We start from the raw sequence: 17,147 nt of genomic DNA, 5'->3' as shown, positions 1-17,147 counted from the left end.
TGCGCGTTCCATCTTTCGAAGCTTGAGAGACATTGAGATGAATCCAGCCAATCTTCCCTTCGATTCCGAGGCGATGCTCCAGGGCCTGCGCGGCTGGGTGGAATGCGAGAGCCCGACCTGGGACGCGGGCGCCGTGAATCGCATGCTCGATTTCGCAGCGCGGGATATGGCCATCATGGGTGCGACCATCGAACGCATCGCCGGCCGCCAGGGCTTTGGCGACGTGATCCGCGCGCGCTTTCCCCATCCGAAGCAGGGCGAGCCCGGCATCCTGATCGCCGGGCACATGGATACCGTCCACCCGGTCGGCACCATCGAGAAGCTGAAATGGCGGCGTGAGGGCAACAAGTGCTACGGCCCCGGCATCTACGACATGAAGGGCGGCAACTATCTCTCTCTGGAGGCGATCCGGCAGCTGGCGCGCGCCGCCTTCACCACGCCGCTGCCGATCACCGTGCTGTTCACGCCGGACGAGGAAGTCGGCACGCCCTTGACCCGCGACATCATCGAGGCGGAGGCCGCGCGCAACAAATACGTGCTGGTACCCGAGCCCGGCCGCGCCGACAACGGCGTCACCACCGGACGTTACGCCATCGCGCGTTTCAATCTCGAGGCGACAGGACGGCCGAGCCACGCCGGCGCGATGCTGTCGGCGGGACGCTCGGCGATTCGCGAGATGGCCCGGCAGATCCTCGCGATCGACGCGATGACCACGGACGATTGCACCTTCTCGGTCGGCGTCGTGCATGGCGGACAATGGGTCAATTGCGTTGCCACGACCGCCACAGGCGAGGCGCTGTCGATGGCCAAGCGCCAGGCCGATCTCGATCGCGGCGTCGAGAGGATGCTGGCGCTGTCAGGCACAACCAATGATGTCACCTTCAAGGTCACCCGCGGCGTGACGCGCCCGGTGTGGGAACCGGATGCCGGGACCATGGCGTTGTATGAAAAGGCCCGCGGCATCGCCAAGTCGCTCGGCGCCGAACTGCCGCATGCGAGTGCCGGCGGCGGCTCCGACGGCAACTTCACCGGCGCAATGGGAATCCCGACTCTCGACGGCCTAGGCGTGCGTGGTGGCAACGGACACACGCTCGAAGAGTATATCGAGGTCGAAAGCCTGGTCGAACGCGGCCGGCTGATGGCGGGGCTGCTGGCAACGCTGGAGTAATGGTGAAGCTATTCCGTGGGGTGGGCAAAGGCGCGAAGCGCCATGCCACCATTTTGCTGAACGTGGTGGGCACGCTCCGCTTAGCCCACCCTACAACGACTGGCCGCACTGCAAAAGCTGTGGCCCGGATGGCACGGGAATTGCTGAAATGTTAGGCTGATGGCAGGCTTGCCGAACGCCCTGCCACGATTTGACTCTAATCTGACGGATCCAACTTGCTCGGATATCTCGTTCGCCGAATCTTCGCCGCCGTGCCCGTGATGGGCGTCGTCGCGCTGTTCGTCTTCCTGCTGCTCCGCCTCACCCCCGGCGATCCCGCCGCCATTCTCGCCGGCGACAACGCGACGCCGGAGCGGCTGGAGCGCATCCGCACCTCGCTCGGCCTCAACGAGCCCCTGATCGTGCAGTTCGTCACCTGGGTGAACAAGCTGCTGCACGGCGACCTCGGGACCTCGCTGATCTCCAACCTGCCGGTGATGAAGATGATCGGCCAGCGTGTCGAGCCGTCGATCTCGATCGCGCTGTCGACGATCATTCTCGCCGTCATCGTCGCCGTGCCCTTGGGCGTGATCGCGGCGTGGAAGCACGGGACCTGGATCGACCGCTTCGTGATGGGCCTGTCGGTGCTCGGCTTCTCCGTGCCGGTGTTCGTGGTCGGCTATGTCCTGATCGAAATCTTCGCGATCGATTTGCGCTGGGTGCCGGTGCAGGGCTTCAAGAGCATCTCGAATGGTTTCGGCCCGTTCTTCGAACGCATCATCCTGCCGACCTGCGCGCTCTCCTTCATCTACATCGCGCTGATCGCGCGCATGACCCGCGCAGCAATGCTCGACGTGCTCGGCGAAGATTACGTCCGCACCGCACGCGCCAAGGGCATCAACGAAGTCGCCGTGATGATGCGGCATGCGCTGCGCAACGCGGCGGTGCCCGTCATCACCGTCATCGGCACCGGATTTGCGCTGCTGATCTCCGGCGTCGTCGTCACCGAGAGCGTGTTCAACATTCCCGGCATCGGCCGCCTCACCGTGGACGCGGTGCTGGCGCGCGACTATCCGGTGATCCAGGCGATGATCCTGCTGACGTCGCTGATCTATGTCGTCGTCAATCTCCTGATCGACGTCGCCTATACGCTGCTCGATCCCCGGATCCGGTACTGAGGCAAGGGTAAGAACAAGAATGTCGGTTGATAGCCTCCCCCAGTCGTCCATTCCGATCACGTCGCCGCTGCGGCCGCGGTTCGGATTCCTCACCTCGACGCCGATCATCGCGACGGCCACGGTCTGCCTCGCGCTGGTCGTGGTGATCTCGATCGTGGCGCCGCTGATCGCGCCGCATGATCCGATCCAGCTCGCGCCGTCGCAGCGGCTCAAACCGTCGTCGGCGCAGTTCCTGCTCGGCACCGACGCCTACGGACGCGACCTGCTGTCGCGCGTCATCTATGGCGGCCGCATCTCGCTCCTGATCGGCATCGGTTCGGCGATTCTGTCCGTCGCCATTGGCCTTGCGATCGGTCTCGTCTCCGGCTTCTTCAAGCTGGTCGATGCCGTGATGATGCGGATCATGGACGGCCTGATGGCGATGCCGAGCATCCTGCTCGCGATCGCCGTGGTGTCGCTCTCCGGTGCCAGCCTCTGGACCGTGCTGATCGCGATCACCATTCCAGAGATCCCGCGCGTGGCACGCCTGGTGCGCTCGGTGGTGCTGTCGGCGCGCGAGGAGCCTTACGTCGAGGCGGCGATCTCTGTCGGCTCTAGCCTGCCGAAGATCATGTGGCGGCATCTGATGCCGAACACGATCGCGCCGCTGATCGTCCAGGGCACCTATGTCTGCGCCTCCGCGATCCTGACCGAGGCCATTCTCTCCTTCCTCGGCGCCGGCATCTCGCCGGAGACGCCGACATGGGGCAATATCATGGCCGAGGGCCGCCAGTACTTCCAGCTCAAGCCGTCGCTGATCTTCTGGCCGGGCCTGCTGCTCTCGATCGCCATCCTCAGCATCAACTTGATCGGCGATGCCGCCCGCGACGCCCTCGATCCGCGCATGAAGCAGCGGGAGGGGAAGTGATTTGTTTCGCCGGCCCATCCCCTTGTTCCGTCATTGCGAGCGAAGCGAGGCAATCCGGTCTGCCTCCGCGGAAAGATTCTGGATTGCTTCGTCGCCAGCGCAAAATTGCTTTGCAATTTTGTCGCGGGCTCCTCGCAATGACGATGGAGTGACCTGATGACCAACACCATCCTCGACATCAACAATCTCGTCGTCTCCGTCGGCAAGAAGCCGGGCGGGCCGAAGATCATCGACGGCATCTCGATCCAGGTGCGCGAGCGCGAGACGCTGTGCCTCGTCGGCGAAAGCGGCTCGGGCAAGTCGGTGACCTCCCTGACCACGATGGGCCTGTTGCCCAAGGGCACGCTGGTGCCGACCGGCGGCAGCGTCAAGCTGGTCGGCGAGGAGCTACTCACCGCGACCGACCGCCGCCTGCGCCAGCTCCGCGCCACGCAGATGGCGATGATTTTTCAGGAGCCGATGACCGCGCTCAATCCGGTCGTGCCGGTCGGCCGCCAGATCGACGAAGTCCTGCGCGCCCATACCAATCTCGACGCCAAAACACGGAAGAAGCGCATCCTCGATATGATGGAGCAGGTGCGCCTGCCGCAGGTCGAGCGCATCTTCGCCTCCTACCCGCACCGCCTCTCCGGCGGCCAGCGCCAGCGCATCATGATCGCAATGGCCCTGGTGCTCGAACCAAAGCTCCTGATCGCGGACGAGCCGACCACTGCGCTCGACGTCACCACGCAGAAGCAGATTTTGACCCTGATCCGCGATCTCCAGCGCGATCACGGCACGGCGGTGCTGTTCATCACCCACGACATGGGCGTGGTCGCGGAGATCGCCGACCGCGTCGCGGTGATGCGGCAGGGCCGCCTGGTCGAGACCGGTCCGCTCGAGACCGTGCTGCGCAATCCAACCATGGAGTACACCCGGAACCTGCTCGCCTCGGTGCCGAGCCTGGTGCCGCGGTCGCCGCGCGAGGAGACCCGTGAGCCGGTGGTGCTGGAGGCCAACGACCTCAGCAAGGTCTACAAGGAGCGCGCCTTCTTCGGCAAAGGCCGCGAGGTCGTCGCCGCCGACAAGGTGACGCTGACGCTGCGCAAGGGCCGCACGCTCGGCATCGTCGGCGAGAGCGGCTCGGGCAAGTCGACGGTCGCGCGCTGCATCGTCCGCCTGATCGATCCGACCTCCGGCGGCGTGCGCCTCGCCGGCCGCGAGATCGCCGACATCTCGCGCCGCCTGCTCCAGCCGCACCGGCAGAAGATCCAGATCGTGTTCCAGGATCCCTACCGCTCGCTCAATCCGCGCGTCACCGTCGGCGAGAGCATCGCGGAAGGCCCGATCAATTACGGCGTGGCACACACTGACGCGATGAAGCGGGCGCGCGAGCTGCTGGAGCTGGTCGGCCTGCCCGCCGATGCGGTGTCGCGCTATCCGCATCAGTTCTCCGGCGGGCAGCGCCAGCGCATCGCCATTGCCCGTGCGCTCGCGCTCGATCCCGACGTGCTGGTCGCGGACGAAGCGGTCTCCGCGCTGGACGTCTCCGTGCAGGCGCAGGTGCTGGAACTGCTGGACGAGATCCAGAAGCGGCTCGGCATTGCCATCCTGTTCATCACCCACGATCTGCGCGTCGCCGCACAAATCTGCGACGAGGTCGTGGTGATGCAGCACGGCCGCGTCGTCGAACAGGGTCCCGCCGCCGAAGTGCTGACGCACCCGAAGGAGGCCTACACCAAGGCGCTGCTAGATGCGGCTCCGGGGCGCGACTGGGACTTTGCGAACTTCCGGCCGGTGGCAGAGGGTGTGGGGGCGAGCGCGTAAAAATCTCTCCGCTGTCGTCCTGGCGAAGGCCAGGACCCATTACCCCGCGAGAAGTTTGGCGAAGACTCATCGCTCGGGACTAGCAGCGCACACCACAGATAGACCTCGCGGTATGGGTCCTGGCCTTCGCCAGGACGACACCGGAGGTATGGCAGATGGCTCCTCTCACAACACCCCACCGCATCCGCAGCATTCCCAAAACGATCTGACCCTATGCATGGCGCGATTGCTTCCCACCTTGCTCTCGCAGCAAAGCAGAGGCTAACGTCGCGCACTTTCAATGGCCTGGACTGAGTAATGACACGCATCGCCGTCGGCGGCTTCCTGCACGAGACCAACACCTTCGCTCCGACCAAGGCGACGTTCGCCGACTTCCAGCATGGCGGCGGCTGGCCGGCGATGACTGAAGGCGCCGACGTGCTGAAGGTGATGCGGCGCATCAATGTCGGTCTCGCCGGCTTCGTCGACAGCGCTGAAGTACACGATTGGGAACTCATTCCAACGATCGCCTGCGGTGCGAGCCCGTCGGCGCATGTCACCAAGGATGCTTTCGAGCGCATCGTGAAGGTGATGGTCGACGGCATCGCAGCCGCCGGTCCGCTCGATGCCGTCTATCTCGACCTGCACGGGGCGATGGTAACCGAACATCTCGACGATGGCGAAGGCGAGATCTTGGCGCGCGTGCGCCGCGTCATCGGCAAGGATGTTCCGCTGGTCGCGAGCCTTGACCTGCACGCCAACGTCACGCCCGAGATGATCGAGCACGCCGACGCGCTGATCGCCTACCGCACCTATCCGCATGTCGACATGGCTGCGACCGGCCGCGCCTGCGCAAAACATCTGGCGCTGCTACTGAAGACCAAGCAGCGCTTCGCGAAGGCGTTCCGGCAGTTGCCGTTCTTGATCCCGATCAGCTGGCAGTGCACCAACGACCAGCCCACCCAAGGCATCTACGAGAGGCTCGCCGCGCTGGAGAGCGATGCGGTTCCGACGTTGTCCTTCGCACCGGGCTTCCCCGCAGCCGATTTCCGCGATTGCGGACCGAGCGTGTTCGCCTATGGCAAGACGCAAGCCGACGCCGATCGCGCGGCGGGTGCGCTTCTCAAGCTGATCGAAAGCCACGAGGACGATTTCGACGGCAAGATCTGGTCACCCGACGAATGCGTGCGCCACGCGATGGAGCTTTCCAAGAGCGCGAGCAAGCCGATCATCATCGCCGACACCCAGGACAATCCCGGCGCGGGCGGGGATTCCGACACCACAGGCATGCTGCGCGCGCTGGTGCGCAACAACGCGAGCGCCGCGACGGGGGCGATCTACGATCCGGTCTCGGCCAAGGCGGCGCATGAAGCCGGCGTCGGCGCCACCGTGACGCTGTCGCTCGGCGGCAAATCCGGCATCCCCGGCGACGAGCCCTATCGCGAGACCTTCGTCGTCGAAAAGCTCTCCGACGGCCGCTTCATCGCGCCCGGTCCTTATTATGGCGGCCGCGACATGGAGATGGGCCCCTCCGCAGCCTTGCGCATCGGTGACGTCCGCGTCGTCGTCTCCTCGCACAAGGCGCAACTCGCCGACCAGGCGATGTACCGCTATGTCGGCATCGAGCCGACCGCGCAGAAGATCCTGGTCAACAAGAGCTCGGTGCACTTCCGCGCCGATTTCGAGCCGATCGCGGAGAAGCTGCTGATCTGCGCCGCCCCCGGCGCGATGCCGGCCGACACCGCTTCCCTGCCCTGGACGCGCCTGCGGCCGGGCATCCGCATCAAGCCGAACGGCCCCGCCTTCCATCCCCCATCACGCTAACCGGACAGGACACATGCCCACGATCGACCGCATCGACGGCTATGCCGACGAACTCACTGCTATCAGGCGCGACCTCCACGCCCATCCCGAGATCGGGTTCGAGGAAGTGCGCACCTCCGGCATCGTCGCCGACAAGCTGAAGAGCTGGGGCATCGAGGTGCATCGCGGTCTCGGCGGCACCGGCGTGATCGGCGTCATCAAGGGCAAGGGGACGAGCGGCAAGCGCATCGGCCTGCGCGCCGACATGGACGCGCTGCCGATGGAGGAGAACACCAATCTGAAATGGAGCTCGAAGATCCCCGGCCGCTTCCACGGCTGCGGTCATGACGGCCACACCACCATGCTGCTCGGCACCGCGCGCTACCTCGCCGAGACCAGGAATTTCGACGGCACTGTGCACCTGATCTTCCAGCCGGCCGAGGAAGGCCTCGGCGGCGCCCGCGCGATGATCAAGGACGGCCTGTTCGAGAAATTCCCCTGCGACGAGCTCTACGGCCTGCACAACGCGCCTGACCTCAACCACGGCGAGATCGCGATCCTGCCGGGCCCAGCGATGGCCAGCGCCGACTTCTTCGACCTCCGCATCACCGGCTATGGCGCGCATGGCGCGATGCCCGAGCGCTCCAAGGACGCGGTGATCATCGCGACCACGCTGGCGCAGGCGATCCAAACCATCGTCAGCCGCAACGTCGAGCCGCTGCAGTCCGCCGTCATTTCGATCACCCAGATCCATGCCGGCTCCGCCTACAACGTCATCCCCGGCGAAGCGCATCTCTGCGGCACCATCCGCACCTTCTCGGATGAAGTTCGCGCCCTGATCAGCGAGCGCATCCGCACGATCTGTGCCGGCATAGCAGCTGCGTTCCAGTGCACGATCGAAGCCGACATCCGCGACACTTTTGGCGTCCTGATCAACCAGGTCGAGCAGTCCAAGGTGGTCGAGGAGGTCGCGCGCACAGTGGTCGATCCCGCCAACGTGATCACCCGCGCGCAGCCGAAGATGGGCAGCGAGGATTTTGCCGACATGCTGCAGACCATTCCCGGCGCCTATTTCTGGGTTGGCCACGACGGCTCGGTGCCCGTGCACAATCCCGGCTTCGTGCTCGACGACAAGATCCTGCCGATCGGCGCCAGCATGTTCGCCCGCATCATCGAGACCCGCATGCCGGTGGGTAGCCATGCATAAAAAGAGCGCCGAAGAGACAGTCACCTCGCTGCATGATCTGTCCGCGGTCGATCTGATCGCGGGCTATCGCGCCAAGCAGTTCTCGCCAAGCGAGGTGCTGGAGGACGTGCTTGCGCACGTCGCGGCGTGGGAACCGCATCTGAAAGCGCTCTATGCATTCGACCCCGAGGCCGCGCGCGAGGCCGCGAAGGCCTCGACCGCGCGCTGGACCGGCGGCGAGCCGTCCGGCGCGCTCGACGGCGTGCCTGTCACGGTGAAGGACAATATCGCGACCAAGGGCGTGCCGGTGCCGCTGGGCGCTGCCAGCGTCAAGCTGGTGCCGGCCGAGAAGGACGCGCCTCCCGCCGCGCGGCTGCGCGAGGCCGGTGCGATCATCTTCGCCAAGACCACCATGCCCGATTACGGCATGCTGTCCTCCGGTCTCTCCAGCTTCCACGCGCTCGCGCGCAATCCCTGGGACCTCTCCAAGAACCCCGGCGGCTCCAGCGCGGGCGCCGGTGCTGCCGCGGCAGCCGGCTATGGTCCGTTGCATCTCGGCACCGATATCGGCGGCTCGGTGCGCCTGCCCGCGGGTTGGTGCGGCCTCGTCGGCCTGAAGCCGAGCTTTGGCCGCGTGCCGATCGATCCCACCTACGTCGGCCGCGTCGCCGGACCCATGACCCGCACGGTCGATGATTGCGCGCTGATGATGAGCGCGATTGCAAAACCCGACCGGCGCGACGGCATGAGCCTGCCGGCCGAGCCCCTCAACTGGAAGGGGCTGGAGAAGTCTCCGCGCAAACTGCGCATCGGCTTGATGCTCGATCCCGGCGTCGGCATGCCGCTGGACAAGCCGGTGCGCGAGGTCGCCGTGAAGGCGGCCAAGGCGTTCGAATCCGCCGGCGCCGTCGTCACCGAGGTCGACGGCATCCTCACCCGCGAGATGCTCGACGGCCTCGACAATTTCTGGCGTGCACGGATGTGGGACGATCTGTCCAAGCTGACGCCGGCCGAGCAGGCCAAGGTGCTGCCCTACATCTTCAAGTGGGGCGAGTCCGGCGCCAAGCTGTCGGGCGTCGACGTCATCCGCGGCTTCAACCAGACCATGGCGATCCGCGCGGCCGCAGGAAAACTGTTCTGCGAGCTCGATTATGTGATCTCGCCGACCGCCCCGAACGTGAACTATCCGGTGGAATGGGCCTCGCCGACCAACGATCCCATGAAGCCGTTCGAGCACATCGCCTATACCGTGCCGTGGAATATGTCGGAGAACCCTGCGATCTCCGTCAACGGCGGCTTCGACGCCAAGGGTTTTCCCATCGGCGTGCAGATCGTCGGCCGCCGCTTCGACGATATCGGCGTGCTCGGCATTGCCAAGGTGTTTGAGGGTCTGCGCGGGGCGCAGCGGCCCTGGCCCAAGCCGCCGGGGCGGTAAGACGCTCTCCTCATCCCGGGAAGCGCGCCCTTTAGGCGCAAGCCCGAATGACTTGGGACGGGCAGTATGCGGAGCCTCTCTTGCTTACCCTCCCCTACAGGGGAGGATAAGCCTCTGCCGCTCACGCAGTGAAAAGAACAACGGAAGGAAACCACCATGGCGTATGAGACGATCAAATACGAGGTTGCCGAGCAGATCCTCACCATTACTCTGAACCGGCCCGACAAGCTCAACGCCTTCAACGCGCAGATGCAAGCAGAGCTGATCGACGCGTTCGACGCCGCCGACAAGGACGACAATGTTCGCGCCATCATCGTCACCGGGGCCGGCCGCGGTTTTTGCGCGGGCGCCGATCTCTCCTCCGGCGCCGACACGTTCGACCGCGACGCGCGCCGCGGGCCGGTGAAGCGCTTCGCCGACGGCAAGGTCGATTATAGCGATTCGCAGGTGCGCGATGGCGGCGGTCAGGTCACGCTACGCATCTTCAAATGCCTGAAGCCGGTGATTGCCGCGGTGAACGGCCCCGCGGTCGGCATCGGCGTCACCATGCAGCTCGCCATGGACATCCGCATCGCCTCGGACGCCGCGCGCTTCGGCTTCGTGTTCTCCCAGCGCGGCATCGTGCCGGAGGCCGCCTCGAGCTGGTTCCTGCCGCGCATCGTCGGCATCTCGCAGGCCTTGGAATGGTGCTATTCGGGCCGCGTCTTCCCGGCACAAGAGGCGCTTGCGGGGCGTCTCGTCAGCAAGGTCGTCGCGCCGCATGATCTCCTGCCAGCCGCGCGCGCACTTGCCAAGGAATTTGCCGCCAAGACCGCGCCGGTATCGATCGCGCTGATCCGCCAGATGATGTGGCGCATGATGGGCGCAGACGATCCGATGGAGGCCCACAAGGTCGACAGCCGCGGCATCTATGCCCGCGGCCGCTCGGAGGACGTGAAGGAAGGCGTGGTGTCGTTCCTGGAGAAGCGTCCGGCGCAGTTCAAGAACAAGGTGTCGAGCGATATGCCGGATTATTTCCCGTGGTGGACCGAGCGGGAGTACAAGTGAGGCTCTCGTAGGGTGGGCAAAGGCGCTCTTGCGCCGTGCCCACCATCTACCCGCAACCGAAACCCAGAATGGTGGGCACGCTTCCGCCTTCGCTCTCCGAGCTACGGCGGATAAGTCGCTTTGCCCACCCTACGGCACTGCAGGGCGTAACCCACCTCTTTGCTTTCCGCTCTGGCAGAAGGGGTGGATTACGCCAGCGGACTGCGCTTCGCGCAGCCGCGGGCTAATCCACGCTACGGTTCAGCGGCACCGTCAATCCATCACCAGCGCCACGCGTCCAATCGCCTTGCGCTCGATCAAGAGCCGCATCGCCTTCGCATAGTCTTCCAGCGGCAGGCGGTGCGAGACGTTCGGGCGCAGCTTGCCTTCCTCCGCCCATTGCAGCAGTGCCTTCAGGCGCACTTCGCCGAGCGCGGGATTTCTTCGCACGGCCTCGCCGGCGCGCACCCCCAACACGCTGGCGCCCTTGATCAGCAGCAGATTGGTCTTGGCCGAACCGATGCCGCCGGTGAAGCCGATCACCAGAAGCCGCGCGCCCCAGGCGATGCAGCGCATCGAATCCTCGAAAACCTGGCCGCCGACGGGATCGAACACGACATCGGCGCCGCGGCCGTCGGTGATGCGCTTGACGGCATCGCGAAACGGCTCGTGATCGTAGCGGACGAGATGATCGGCGCCGCGCGATTTCGCGATCGCCAGCTTCTCGTCGCTGGAGGCGGTCGCAATCACGGTCGCGCCCAGCATCTTGCCGATCTCGACGGCGGCAAGGCCGACGCCGCCGCCGGCGCCGTGCACCAGCAGCACCTCGCCCGGCGCGACCCGGCCGCGATCGATCAGTGCATGATAGGCCGTGCCGTGGCCGGCGAGATAGGTCGCAGCTTCCGCATAGTCGAACGTGGACGGCTTGGGGGTGAGCTGCGACGGCGTCACCACCGCCTCATCGGTGAAGGCGCCGTGGCGCATCTTCACGATGACCTTGTCCCCGACGGCAACTCCCCTCGCCTCCGCCCCCACTTCGATCACGTCCCCGGCAGCTTCCATGCCGGGCGTAAACGGCAGCTCCGGCTTGAGCTGATATTCGCCCGCCGCCATCAGCACGTCGGGAAAATTCAGCCCGGCGGCGCGGATCGCAACGCGCACCTCGCCATGCCCAAGCGGCGGCGACGGAAACTCTTCCAGCCGCAACGTCTCGGGCGCGCCGAGTTCGCGGCAAACGACAGCCCGCACCATCAGGCCGCACTCGCCCTTTGACGCTGCAGCGCCTCGCGGATCAGCGGCAGGCGGTCATTGCCGAAATACATGTCGGTCTTGCCGACGAAGATGGTCGGCGAGCCGAAACCGCCACGCGCGACGACCTCCTCCGTATTCGCCTTGAGCTGGTCCTTGATGCCCTGCTCTGCGATGCCGGCGAAGAATTTCTGTTCGTCGATACCCACCTTCTTGCAGATCTCGGCCAGCACCGCGTCCTGCGAGATGTCCTTGTCCTCGCCCCAATAGGCCTCGAACACGGCGGTGGCGAATGGCACCATGTCCTTGCCCAGCCAGATGCAGCCACGCATCGCCTTGACGCTGTTCACCGGAAACACCGTCGGCGGCATCTTGATCGACAGGCCAGCCGAGCGGGCCCAGTCGGCGAGGTCCTTCTTCATGTAGCGCGCCTTCAGCGGCACCGGCTTCTCCCGCTGCGCATAGACACTCGGGTTGACGGTGTTGAAGATGCCGCCCACCAGGATCGGCCGCCAGATGATCTCCGCGCCGAGCTCTTTCGCGAGCGGCTGGATGTTGTGGAAGGCGAGATAGGTCCAGGGGCTGGAACAGTCGAAGAAGAATTCGATCATGGCGTTTCCGGTCCGGCGTCGCGGGTTTGACGACTTTTGTCGTTCTGTACCTCGACGTTAAGACATGGCAGGAAGGGGCGCAACACAACCCGCCGGGAGGCCGCCATGCTGTTTCCAACCACGATCGCCGGCTCCTTGCCGAAGCCGGAATGGCTCGCCGAGCCCAATATGCTCTGGGCACCCTGGAAGTCGCAGGGCGAAGAGCTCTTGCGCGCCAAGCGCGACGCGACACTGATCTGGCTGAAGATTCAGGAGGACGCCGGCATCGACATCGTCACCGAGGGCGAGCAGGCCCGCCAGCATTTCGTGCACGGCTTCCTGGAGAAGATCGAAGGCATCGACTTCGCCCACAAGGTCGAGATGGGCATCCGCAAGGATCGCTACAAGGCGATGGTGCCGCAGGTGGTTGCCCCGCTCCGGCTCAAGGGCCGCGTTCATGCCGACGAGGCGCGCGTCGCGCGCTCGCACACGAAGAAGAAGCTGAAATTCACCCTGCCCGGCCCGATGACCATCATCGACACGATTGCAGACCGTTATTACGGCGACCGCGTCAAGATGGCGTTCGCCTTCGCCGAGCTGCTAAACGAGGAGGCCAAGGCGCTCCAGGCCGACGGCGTCGATCTCGTGCAGTTCGATGAGCCCGCCTTCAACGTCTATATGGACGAGGTCAACGACTGGGGCATCAAGGCGCTGGAGCGCGCGGCGCAGGGCCTCTCCTGCGCCACCGCCGTGCACATCTGCTACGGCTACGGCATCAAGGCCAATACCGACTGGAAGGAGACGCTCGGCAGCCAATGGCGGCAGTATGAGCAGATCTTTCCGGCGATCGACGCCAGCCCGATCCAGCAGGTCGCGATCGAGTGCCGCAATTCGAAGGTGCCGCTCGACCTGCTGGCGCTGCTCAAGACCAAGATCGTGCAGGCCGGCGTGATCGACGTCGCCAGCGATACGGTGGAAACCGCCGAGGACGTCGTGAAGGTGATCGAGGCGGTATCGAAATTCGTCCCCAAGAGCAACATCATCGCCACCACCAATTGCGGCATGGCGCCGATGCGGCGGGAGATCGCGGAAGCCAAGCTGGCGGCGCTCGGCGCAGGAGCCGCGCTGGCCCGCGAGAAACTCGGGTAATGGCAAAGGCGGGCGCTGCGCTAAGGCAGCGCCGTCGGATGCAACACTGGCGCGTAGCCGGCGTTCAATGTGCGCAGCGTTGAGGGCGGCGTCAGCAACGCCGCTTCGCCAAGCTGACGCTCGACCGCGCTATAGCCCGCCGGTGACCACAGCAGGGCCCTGCCCTGCGTCACCAGAAAGCTCTCCGCACCCTGCTGAACCATCGCACCGGCGGGAAGCTGGTGCAGCGGCACCAGCAGCACGTGCAGTCGTTTCCTACCGTGATCGAGCCGCTCGTGATGCAGTACCGTGTCGATGTCGTGCATGCGGACGTCGTGCACGCCATTGCCCTTCTCCCATGCGGCCCGGAAGCGATTGGCATCGTCGCGGCGACAATAGAAGCAGGGGCGATGGCCGGCGGCGAGCGCAGTGGCCTCGTCCAGGAAGAACAGCTCGGTCCAGCTGCGCTGTGCCATCACCTCGCGGCGCCGGCCGCGGAATTCGCAAGTGCAGGTGAGCCAGGCCGACGACGACCAGCGCTTCTTCAGCAGCGTCTTCGTCGCGGGATCATGGATGATGCCGCGGTTGCCGGTGAACAGGCCGCGATGAGGGGTGGCGATGATGTCGCCTGTCGGCGTGACGCGGTTTTGCAGGGGCATAGCTGCCTCCGCCCGTCATTGCGAGCGAAGCGAAGCAATCCAGAAATGCATCCGCGGAAGCAGTCTGGATTGCTTCGTCGCTTCGCTCCTCGCAATGACGGCGACAGTCACGCCGCCCCATCTCGCAGCGGCGGGTGGTAGGACAGCGCGGTGTCCCAGGGGAAGAAGATCCAGGTGTCCTGTGATACTTCCGTGATGAAGGTATCGACCAGCGGACGGCCCATCGGCTTGGCGTAGACCGTGGCGAAATGCGCATCGGGCAGCATCTCGCGCACCAGCTTGCCGGTCTTGCCGGTGTCGACGAGGTCGTCGACGATCAACAGCCCTTTGCCGGTGCCGCCGCCGAGCTTCATCGCCGCCTCGGAAATACCCTTGAGGACCTGGAGCTCGCCCTGCTTGTTATGCTCGTAACTGGCGATGCAGACCGTATCGATGACGCGCACGCCGAGCTCGCGCGCCACGATCGCGGCCGGCACCAGGCCGCCACGGGTGATCGCGATCACCGCATGGAACGGGCCGACCTCGTTCAGCCGCCAGGTCAGCGCCCGGCAATCGCGGTGGAACTGGTCCCACGAGACCGGGAAGGCCTTGCCCGCCCGCTCCTGCGCGCTCAGTTCCGGTGCTTCACCAGCCATTGTCGTCTCCTGCTTCGTCAAACGTCCAGCAAGCTGGGCGCTTTAGCGGGTGATGTTCAATCCCGCCAGCATTTCCTTCACCGCCGCCATCGCCGCCGCGAGCTTCTCCGCATCGCGCGAGCGCACCACGAGATTGGTGTTGGGCCTCTGCTCTTCGTCCATGAAGGGATAGCTGCCGATGATGGTGTCGGGGTGAGCGGCGGCAATGGCCCGCAGCGGACTGCCGATGTCACCCTCGCGCGCATTGGCGCGGACCGATTCGGAGAGCATGCGCACGCCGGATTTCAGCTTGGGCGAGACGATGTCCATCATCGCCTGCATGATCGAGGGCACGCCGGCCATCACGATGACATTGCCGATCTTGAAGCCGGGGGCGAGGATGGTGGCGCTCTGGATTAGCTCGGCACCATCAGGGATGCGGGCCATGCGCAAGCGGGCCTCGTTGAGATCCTGCTCGCTCCAGCGCTCGCGGAAGCGGGCGACCACCTCCGGGTGATGGTCGATGCCGACGCCGAAGGCCTTGGCGACGCTGTCGGCAGTGATGTCGTCATGGGTCGGGCCAATGCCGCCAGTGGTGAAGACATAGGTGTAGCGTTGCCGCAGTGCATTCAACGCGGCGATGATGTCGTCCTCCTCGTCGGAGACGATCCGCACTTCCTTCAGGTCGATGCCGATATTGGTCAGATATTCGGCGATGAAGCCGATGTTCTTGTCCTTGGTCCGGCCGGACAGGATTTCGTCCCCAATGACCAGAATGCCCGCCGTGACGATCTCGCTCATAAAACTGTCCCTCACCTGTGGCGCCGACTTTGCCGAGGTAACGCGTTCAAGTCACGCGGTTTTGCTGCCGAAATAAGCAGTCCTCAGCCATTTTTTCAGGCAAGCCGCCGGGCATCCCCGGCAAATGCCCATCCTCCATGCTTATCGCGCTGGCCCGCCCCTTGCTACCACATGAAAGTCATGCACTCTTGCCGCATGGCCACGGAAACAAATCGGGATCTATGGCAATCGCGTTTGATGAAATGAATATTCCCGGCGGGGACCTTCGCCCCGCCTATCAGGAGCTGGCGCGCTGGCTCAAGGAGACGCCTCCCGAGGCGCTCGAATATCGCCGCCAGGAGGCGGAGCTCCTGTTCCGCCGCATCGGCATCACCTTTGCGGTCTATGGCGAAGCCGAGGCGACCGAGCGCCTGATCCCGTTCGACGTGATCCCGCGGATCATGTCCGGCAAGGAATGGGCGTTGCTGGAGAAGGGCCTGAAGCAGCGCGTGCGCGCGCTCAACATGTTTCTGCGCGACATCTATCACGGCCGCGACATCCTTCGCGCCGAGATCGTGCCCGACGATCTGATCTTCCAGAACCCAGTGTTCCGGCCCGAGATGAACGGCCAGCAGGTGCCGCACGACGTCTACGTGCACATCGCCGGCATCGACATCGTCCGTGTCGACGCAGAAGACTTCATCGTGCTGGAGGACAACGCGCGGACGCCCTCGGGCGTGTCCTACATGCTGGAAAACCGCGAGATCATGATGCGGCTGTTCCCGGATCTGTTCGCCCGCCACAAGGTTGCGCCGGTCGAACGCTATCCGGACGAGCTGCTCGCCGCGCTGCGCTCGGTCGCGCCGCAAAGTGCTTCCGGCGAGCCGACCGTCGCCCTGCTCACGCCCGGCGTCTACAACTCGGCCTATTACGAGCATTCCTTCCTCGCCGACAAGCTCGGCATCGAGCTGGTCGAGGGGCGCGACCTCATCGTCAAGAACAATGAAGTGTTCATGCGGACCACGGAAGGGTTGAAGCGGGTCGACGTGATCTATCGCCGCGTCGATGACGACTTCCTCGATCCCCTCACCTTCCGCCCCGATTCCGTGCTCGGCGTGCCCGGCCTGATGTCGGCCTATGCGGCCGGCAACATCACGCTCGCCAATGCGGTCGGCACCGGCATCGCCGACGACAAGGCGATCTACTCCTACATGCCCGATATCGTAAAATTCTATCTGGGCGAGGAGCCGATCCTGAAGAACGTGCCGACTTGGCGCTGCCGCGAGCCGAAGGATCTCGCCTATGTGCTGGACAATCTCGGCGAGCTCGTCGTCAAGGAAGTCCATGGCTCCGGCGGCTACGGCATGCTGATTGGCCCCGCCGCGACCAAGGCCACCATCGAAGCCTTCCGCGAGAAGCTGAAGCGTGAGCCGGAAGGCTTCATCGCACAGCCGACGCTGGCGCTCTCGACCTGCCCGACCTGCACGGGGTCAGGCCTCGCGCCGCGCCATGTCGACCTGCGGCCGTTCGTGCTCACCGGCAGCAAGCGCACCACGATCGTGCCGGGCGGGCTGACACGCGTCGCACTGAAGGAAGGCTCCCTGGTGGTCAATTCGAGCCAGGGCGGCGGCACCAAAGACACCTGGATTTTGGACGAGTAG

15 protein-coding genes are annotated in these 17,147 nt (G+C 65.1%); 10 read left to right on the top strand and 5 right to left on the bottom strand.

Translation table 11 applies throughout. The features are described from left to right. Window positions 1-37: 37 nt before the first annotated feature. The 8 genes from ACNJX8_RS16265 to ACNJX8_RS16230 all read left to right on the top strand — a co-directional run bounded on the left by ACNJX8_RS16265 (window position 38) and on the right by ACNJX8_RS16230 (window position 10,488). Entirely contained in the window at window positions 38-1,168 is a 1,131-nt protein-coding gene (locus tag ACNJX8_RS16265; RefSeq protein ID WP_439361348.1) for a M20/M25/M40 family metallo-hydrolase, read from the top strand. Window positions 1,169-1,383: 215 nt separating this feature from the next. After that, window positions 1,384-2,325 (top strand): ABC transporter permease, encoded by a 942-nt coding sequence (locus ACNJX8_RS16260; RefSeq protein ID WP_164934790.1) that lies wholly within the window; start codon window positions 1,384-1,386, stop codon window positions 2,323-2,325. Window positions 2,326-2,344: 19 nt separating this feature from the next. Next, on the top strand, window positions 2,345-3,232 hold the full coding sequence (locus tag ACNJX8_RS16255) for an ABC transporter permease (protein ID WP_091888843.1): 888 nt from the start codon (window positions 2,345-2,347) through the stop codon (window positions 3,230-3,232). Between the two features lie 156 nt (window positions 3,233-3,388). Continuing rightward, window positions 3,389-5,038, top strand: coding sequence for an ABC transporter ATP-binding protein (locus ACNJX8_RS16250; RefSeq protein ID WP_128940450.1), 1,650 nt, complete (start codon window positions 3,389-3,391; stop codon window positions 5,036-5,038). Between the two features lie 297 nt (window positions 5,039-5,335). Further along, entirely contained in the window at window positions 5,336-6,841 is a 1,506-nt protein-coding gene (locus ACNJX8_RS16245; protein WP_439361347.1) for a M81 family metallopeptidase, read from the top strand. A 13-nt stretch (window positions 6,842-6,854) separates the two neighbouring features. Then, window positions 6,855-8,027 carry a M20 aminoacylase family protein gene (locus ACNJX8_RS16240; protein WP_128932986.1) on the top strand — a complete coding sequence of 391 codons (1,173 nt, stop codon included), beginning with the start codon at window positions 6,855-6,857 and terminating at the stop codon, window positions 8,025-8,027. Next, on the top strand, window positions 8,020-9,441 hold the full coding sequence (locus ACNJX8_RS16235) for an amidase (RefSeq protein ID WP_128940448.1): 1,422 nt from the start codon (window positions 8,020-8,022) through the stop codon (window positions 9,439-9,441). Before ACNJX8_RS16240 ends, ACNJX8_RS16235 begins: the two co-directional genes overlap by 8 nt. A gap of 156 nt (window positions 9,442-9,597) precedes the next feature. Continuing rightward, complete coding sequence (locus ACNJX8_RS16230; protein ID WP_439361346.1) at window positions 9,598-10,488, top strand: crotonase/enoyl-CoA hydratase family protein; 891 nt, start codon at window positions 9,598-9,600, stop codon at window positions 10,486-10,488. A gap of 252 nt (window positions 10,489-10,740) precedes the next feature. Here ACNJX8_RS16230 and ACNJX8_RS16225 read toward each other — a convergent pair whose 3' ends face one another. Both ACNJX8_RS16225 and ACNJX8_RS16220 read right to left on the bottom strand, forming a co-directional pair. Beyond that, the gene (locus ACNJX8_RS16225) at window positions 10,741-11,718 is read right to left on the bottom strand and encodes an NADPH:quinone oxidoreductase family protein (RefSeq protein WP_439361345.1); all 978 of its coding nucleotides are present in this window, start codon (window positions 11,716-11,718) and stop codon (window positions 10,741-10,743) included. Then, entirely contained in the window at window positions 11,718-12,326 is a 609-nt protein-coding gene (locus ACNJX8_RS16220) for a 2-hydroxychromene-2-carboxylate isomerase (protein ID WP_128932981.1), read from the bottom strand. Before ACNJX8_RS16220 ends, ACNJX8_RS16225 begins: the two co-directional genes overlap by 1 nt. A 105-nt stretch (window positions 12,327-12,431) precedes the next feature. On the opposite strand from ACNJX8_RS16220, the gene ACNJX8_RS16215 reads away from it, so the two are divergent. After that, window positions 12,432-13,454, top strand: coding sequence for a methionine synthase (locus ACNJX8_RS16215; RefSeq protein ID WP_128946586.1), 1,023 nt, complete (start codon window positions 12,432-12,434; stop codon window positions 13,452-13,454). Window positions 13,455-13,474: 20 nt separating this feature from the next. On the opposite strand, the gene ACNJX8_RS16210 is transcribed toward ACNJX8_RS16215, so the two are convergent. From ACNJX8_RS16210 to ACNJX8_RS16200, 3 genes are all read right to left on the bottom strand, one after another. Then, the gene (locus ACNJX8_RS16210) at window positions 13,475-14,092 is read right to left on the bottom strand and encodes a hypothetical protein (protein ID WP_439361344.1); all 618 of its coding nucleotides are present in this window, start codon (window positions 14,090-14,092) and stop codon (window positions 13,475-13,477) included. 107 nt (window positions 14,093-14,199) lie between these two features. Continuing rightward, window positions 14,200-14,727 (bottom strand): xanthine phosphoribosyltransferase, encoded by a 528-nt coding sequence (gene gpt, locus ACNJX8_RS16205; protein ID WP_128932978.1) that lies wholly within the window; start codon window positions 14,725-14,727, stop codon window positions 14,200-14,202. Window positions 14,728-14,769: 42 nt separating this feature from the next. Further along, a complete protein-coding gene (locus tag ACNJX8_RS16200) occupies window positions 14,770-15,507 on the bottom strand; it encodes a competence/damage-inducible protein A (protein ID WP_128932977.1) in 738 nt (245 codons plus the stop codon). 221 nt (window positions 15,508-15,728) lie between these two features. Between ACNJX8_RS16200 and ACNJX8_RS16195 the strand changes: the two genes are divergently transcribed. Further along, a complete protein-coding gene (locus ACNJX8_RS16195) occupies window positions 15,729-17,147 on the top strand; it encodes a circularly permuted type 2 ATP-grasp protein (RefSeq protein WP_439361343.1) in 1,419 nt (472 codons plus the stop codon).

This window comes from Bradyrhizobium sp. SPXBL-04, from assembly GCF_051853035.1.
Taxonomy (GTDB): Bacteria; Pseudomonadota; Alphaproteobacteria; order Rhizobiales; family Xanthobacteraceae; genus Bradyrhizobium; species Bradyrhizobium zhanjiangense.
Note: the sequence above shows the minus strand (reverse complement) of the source record. Positions and strands in the feature narration are given on the sequence as shown.

Coding starts and splice junctions, on each gene's coding strand:
- ACNJX8_RS16255 (WP_091888843.1), top strand. CDS start 2,345: ATGTCGGTTGATAGCCTCCCCCAGTCGTCCATTCCGATCACGTCGCCG.
- ACNJX8_RS16265 (WP_439361348.1), top strand. CDS start 38: ATGAATCCAGCCAATCTTCCCTTCGATTCCGAGGCGATGCTCCAGGGC.
- ACNJX8_RS16235 (WP_128940448.1), top strand. CDS start 8,020: ATGCATAAAAAGAGCGCCGAAGAGACAGTCACCTCGCTGCATGATCTG.
- ACNJX8_RS16195 (WP_439361343.1), top strand. CDS start 15,729: ATGGCAATCGCGTTTGATGAAATGAATATTCCCGGCGGGGACCTTCGC.
- ACNJX8_RS16225 (WP_439361345.1), bottom strand. CDS start 11,718: ATGGTGCGGGCTGTCGTTTGCCGCGAACTCGGCGCGCCCGAGACGTTG.
- ACNJX8_RS16220 (WP_128932981.1), bottom strand. CDS start 12,326: ATGATCGAATTCTTCTTCGACTGTTCCAGCCCCTGGACCTATCTCGCC.
- ACNJX8_RS16245 (WP_439361347.1), top strand. CDS start 5,336: ATGACACGCATCGCCGTCGGCGGCTTCCTGCACGAGACCAACACCTTC.
- ACNJX8_RS16230 (WP_439361346.1), top strand. CDS start 9,598: ATGGCGTATGAGACGATCAAATACGAGGTTGCCGAGCAGATCCTCACC.
- ACNJX8_RS16200 (WP_128932977.1), bottom strand. CDS start 15,507: ATGAGCGAGATCGTCACGGCGGGCATTCTGGTCATTGGGGACGAAATC.
- ACNJX8_RS16240 (WP_128932986.1), top strand. CDS start 6,855: ATGCCCACGATCGACCGCATCGACGGCTATGCCGACGAACTCACTGCT.
- gpt (WP_128932978.1), bottom strand. CDS start 14,727: ATGGCTGGTGAAGCACCGGAACTGAGCGCGCAGGAGCGGGCGGGCAAG.
- ACNJX8_RS16210 (WP_439361344.1), bottom strand. CDS start 14,092: ATGCCCCTGCAAAACCGCGTCACGCCGACAGGCGACATCATCGCCACC.
- ACNJX8_RS16215 (WP_128946586.1), top strand. CDS start 12,432: ATGCTGTTTCCAACCACGATCGCCGGCTCCTTGCCGAAGCCGGAATGG.
- ACNJX8_RS16250 (WP_128940450.1), top strand. CDS start 3,389: ATGACCAACACCATCCTCGACATCAACAATCTCGTCGTCTCCGTCGGC.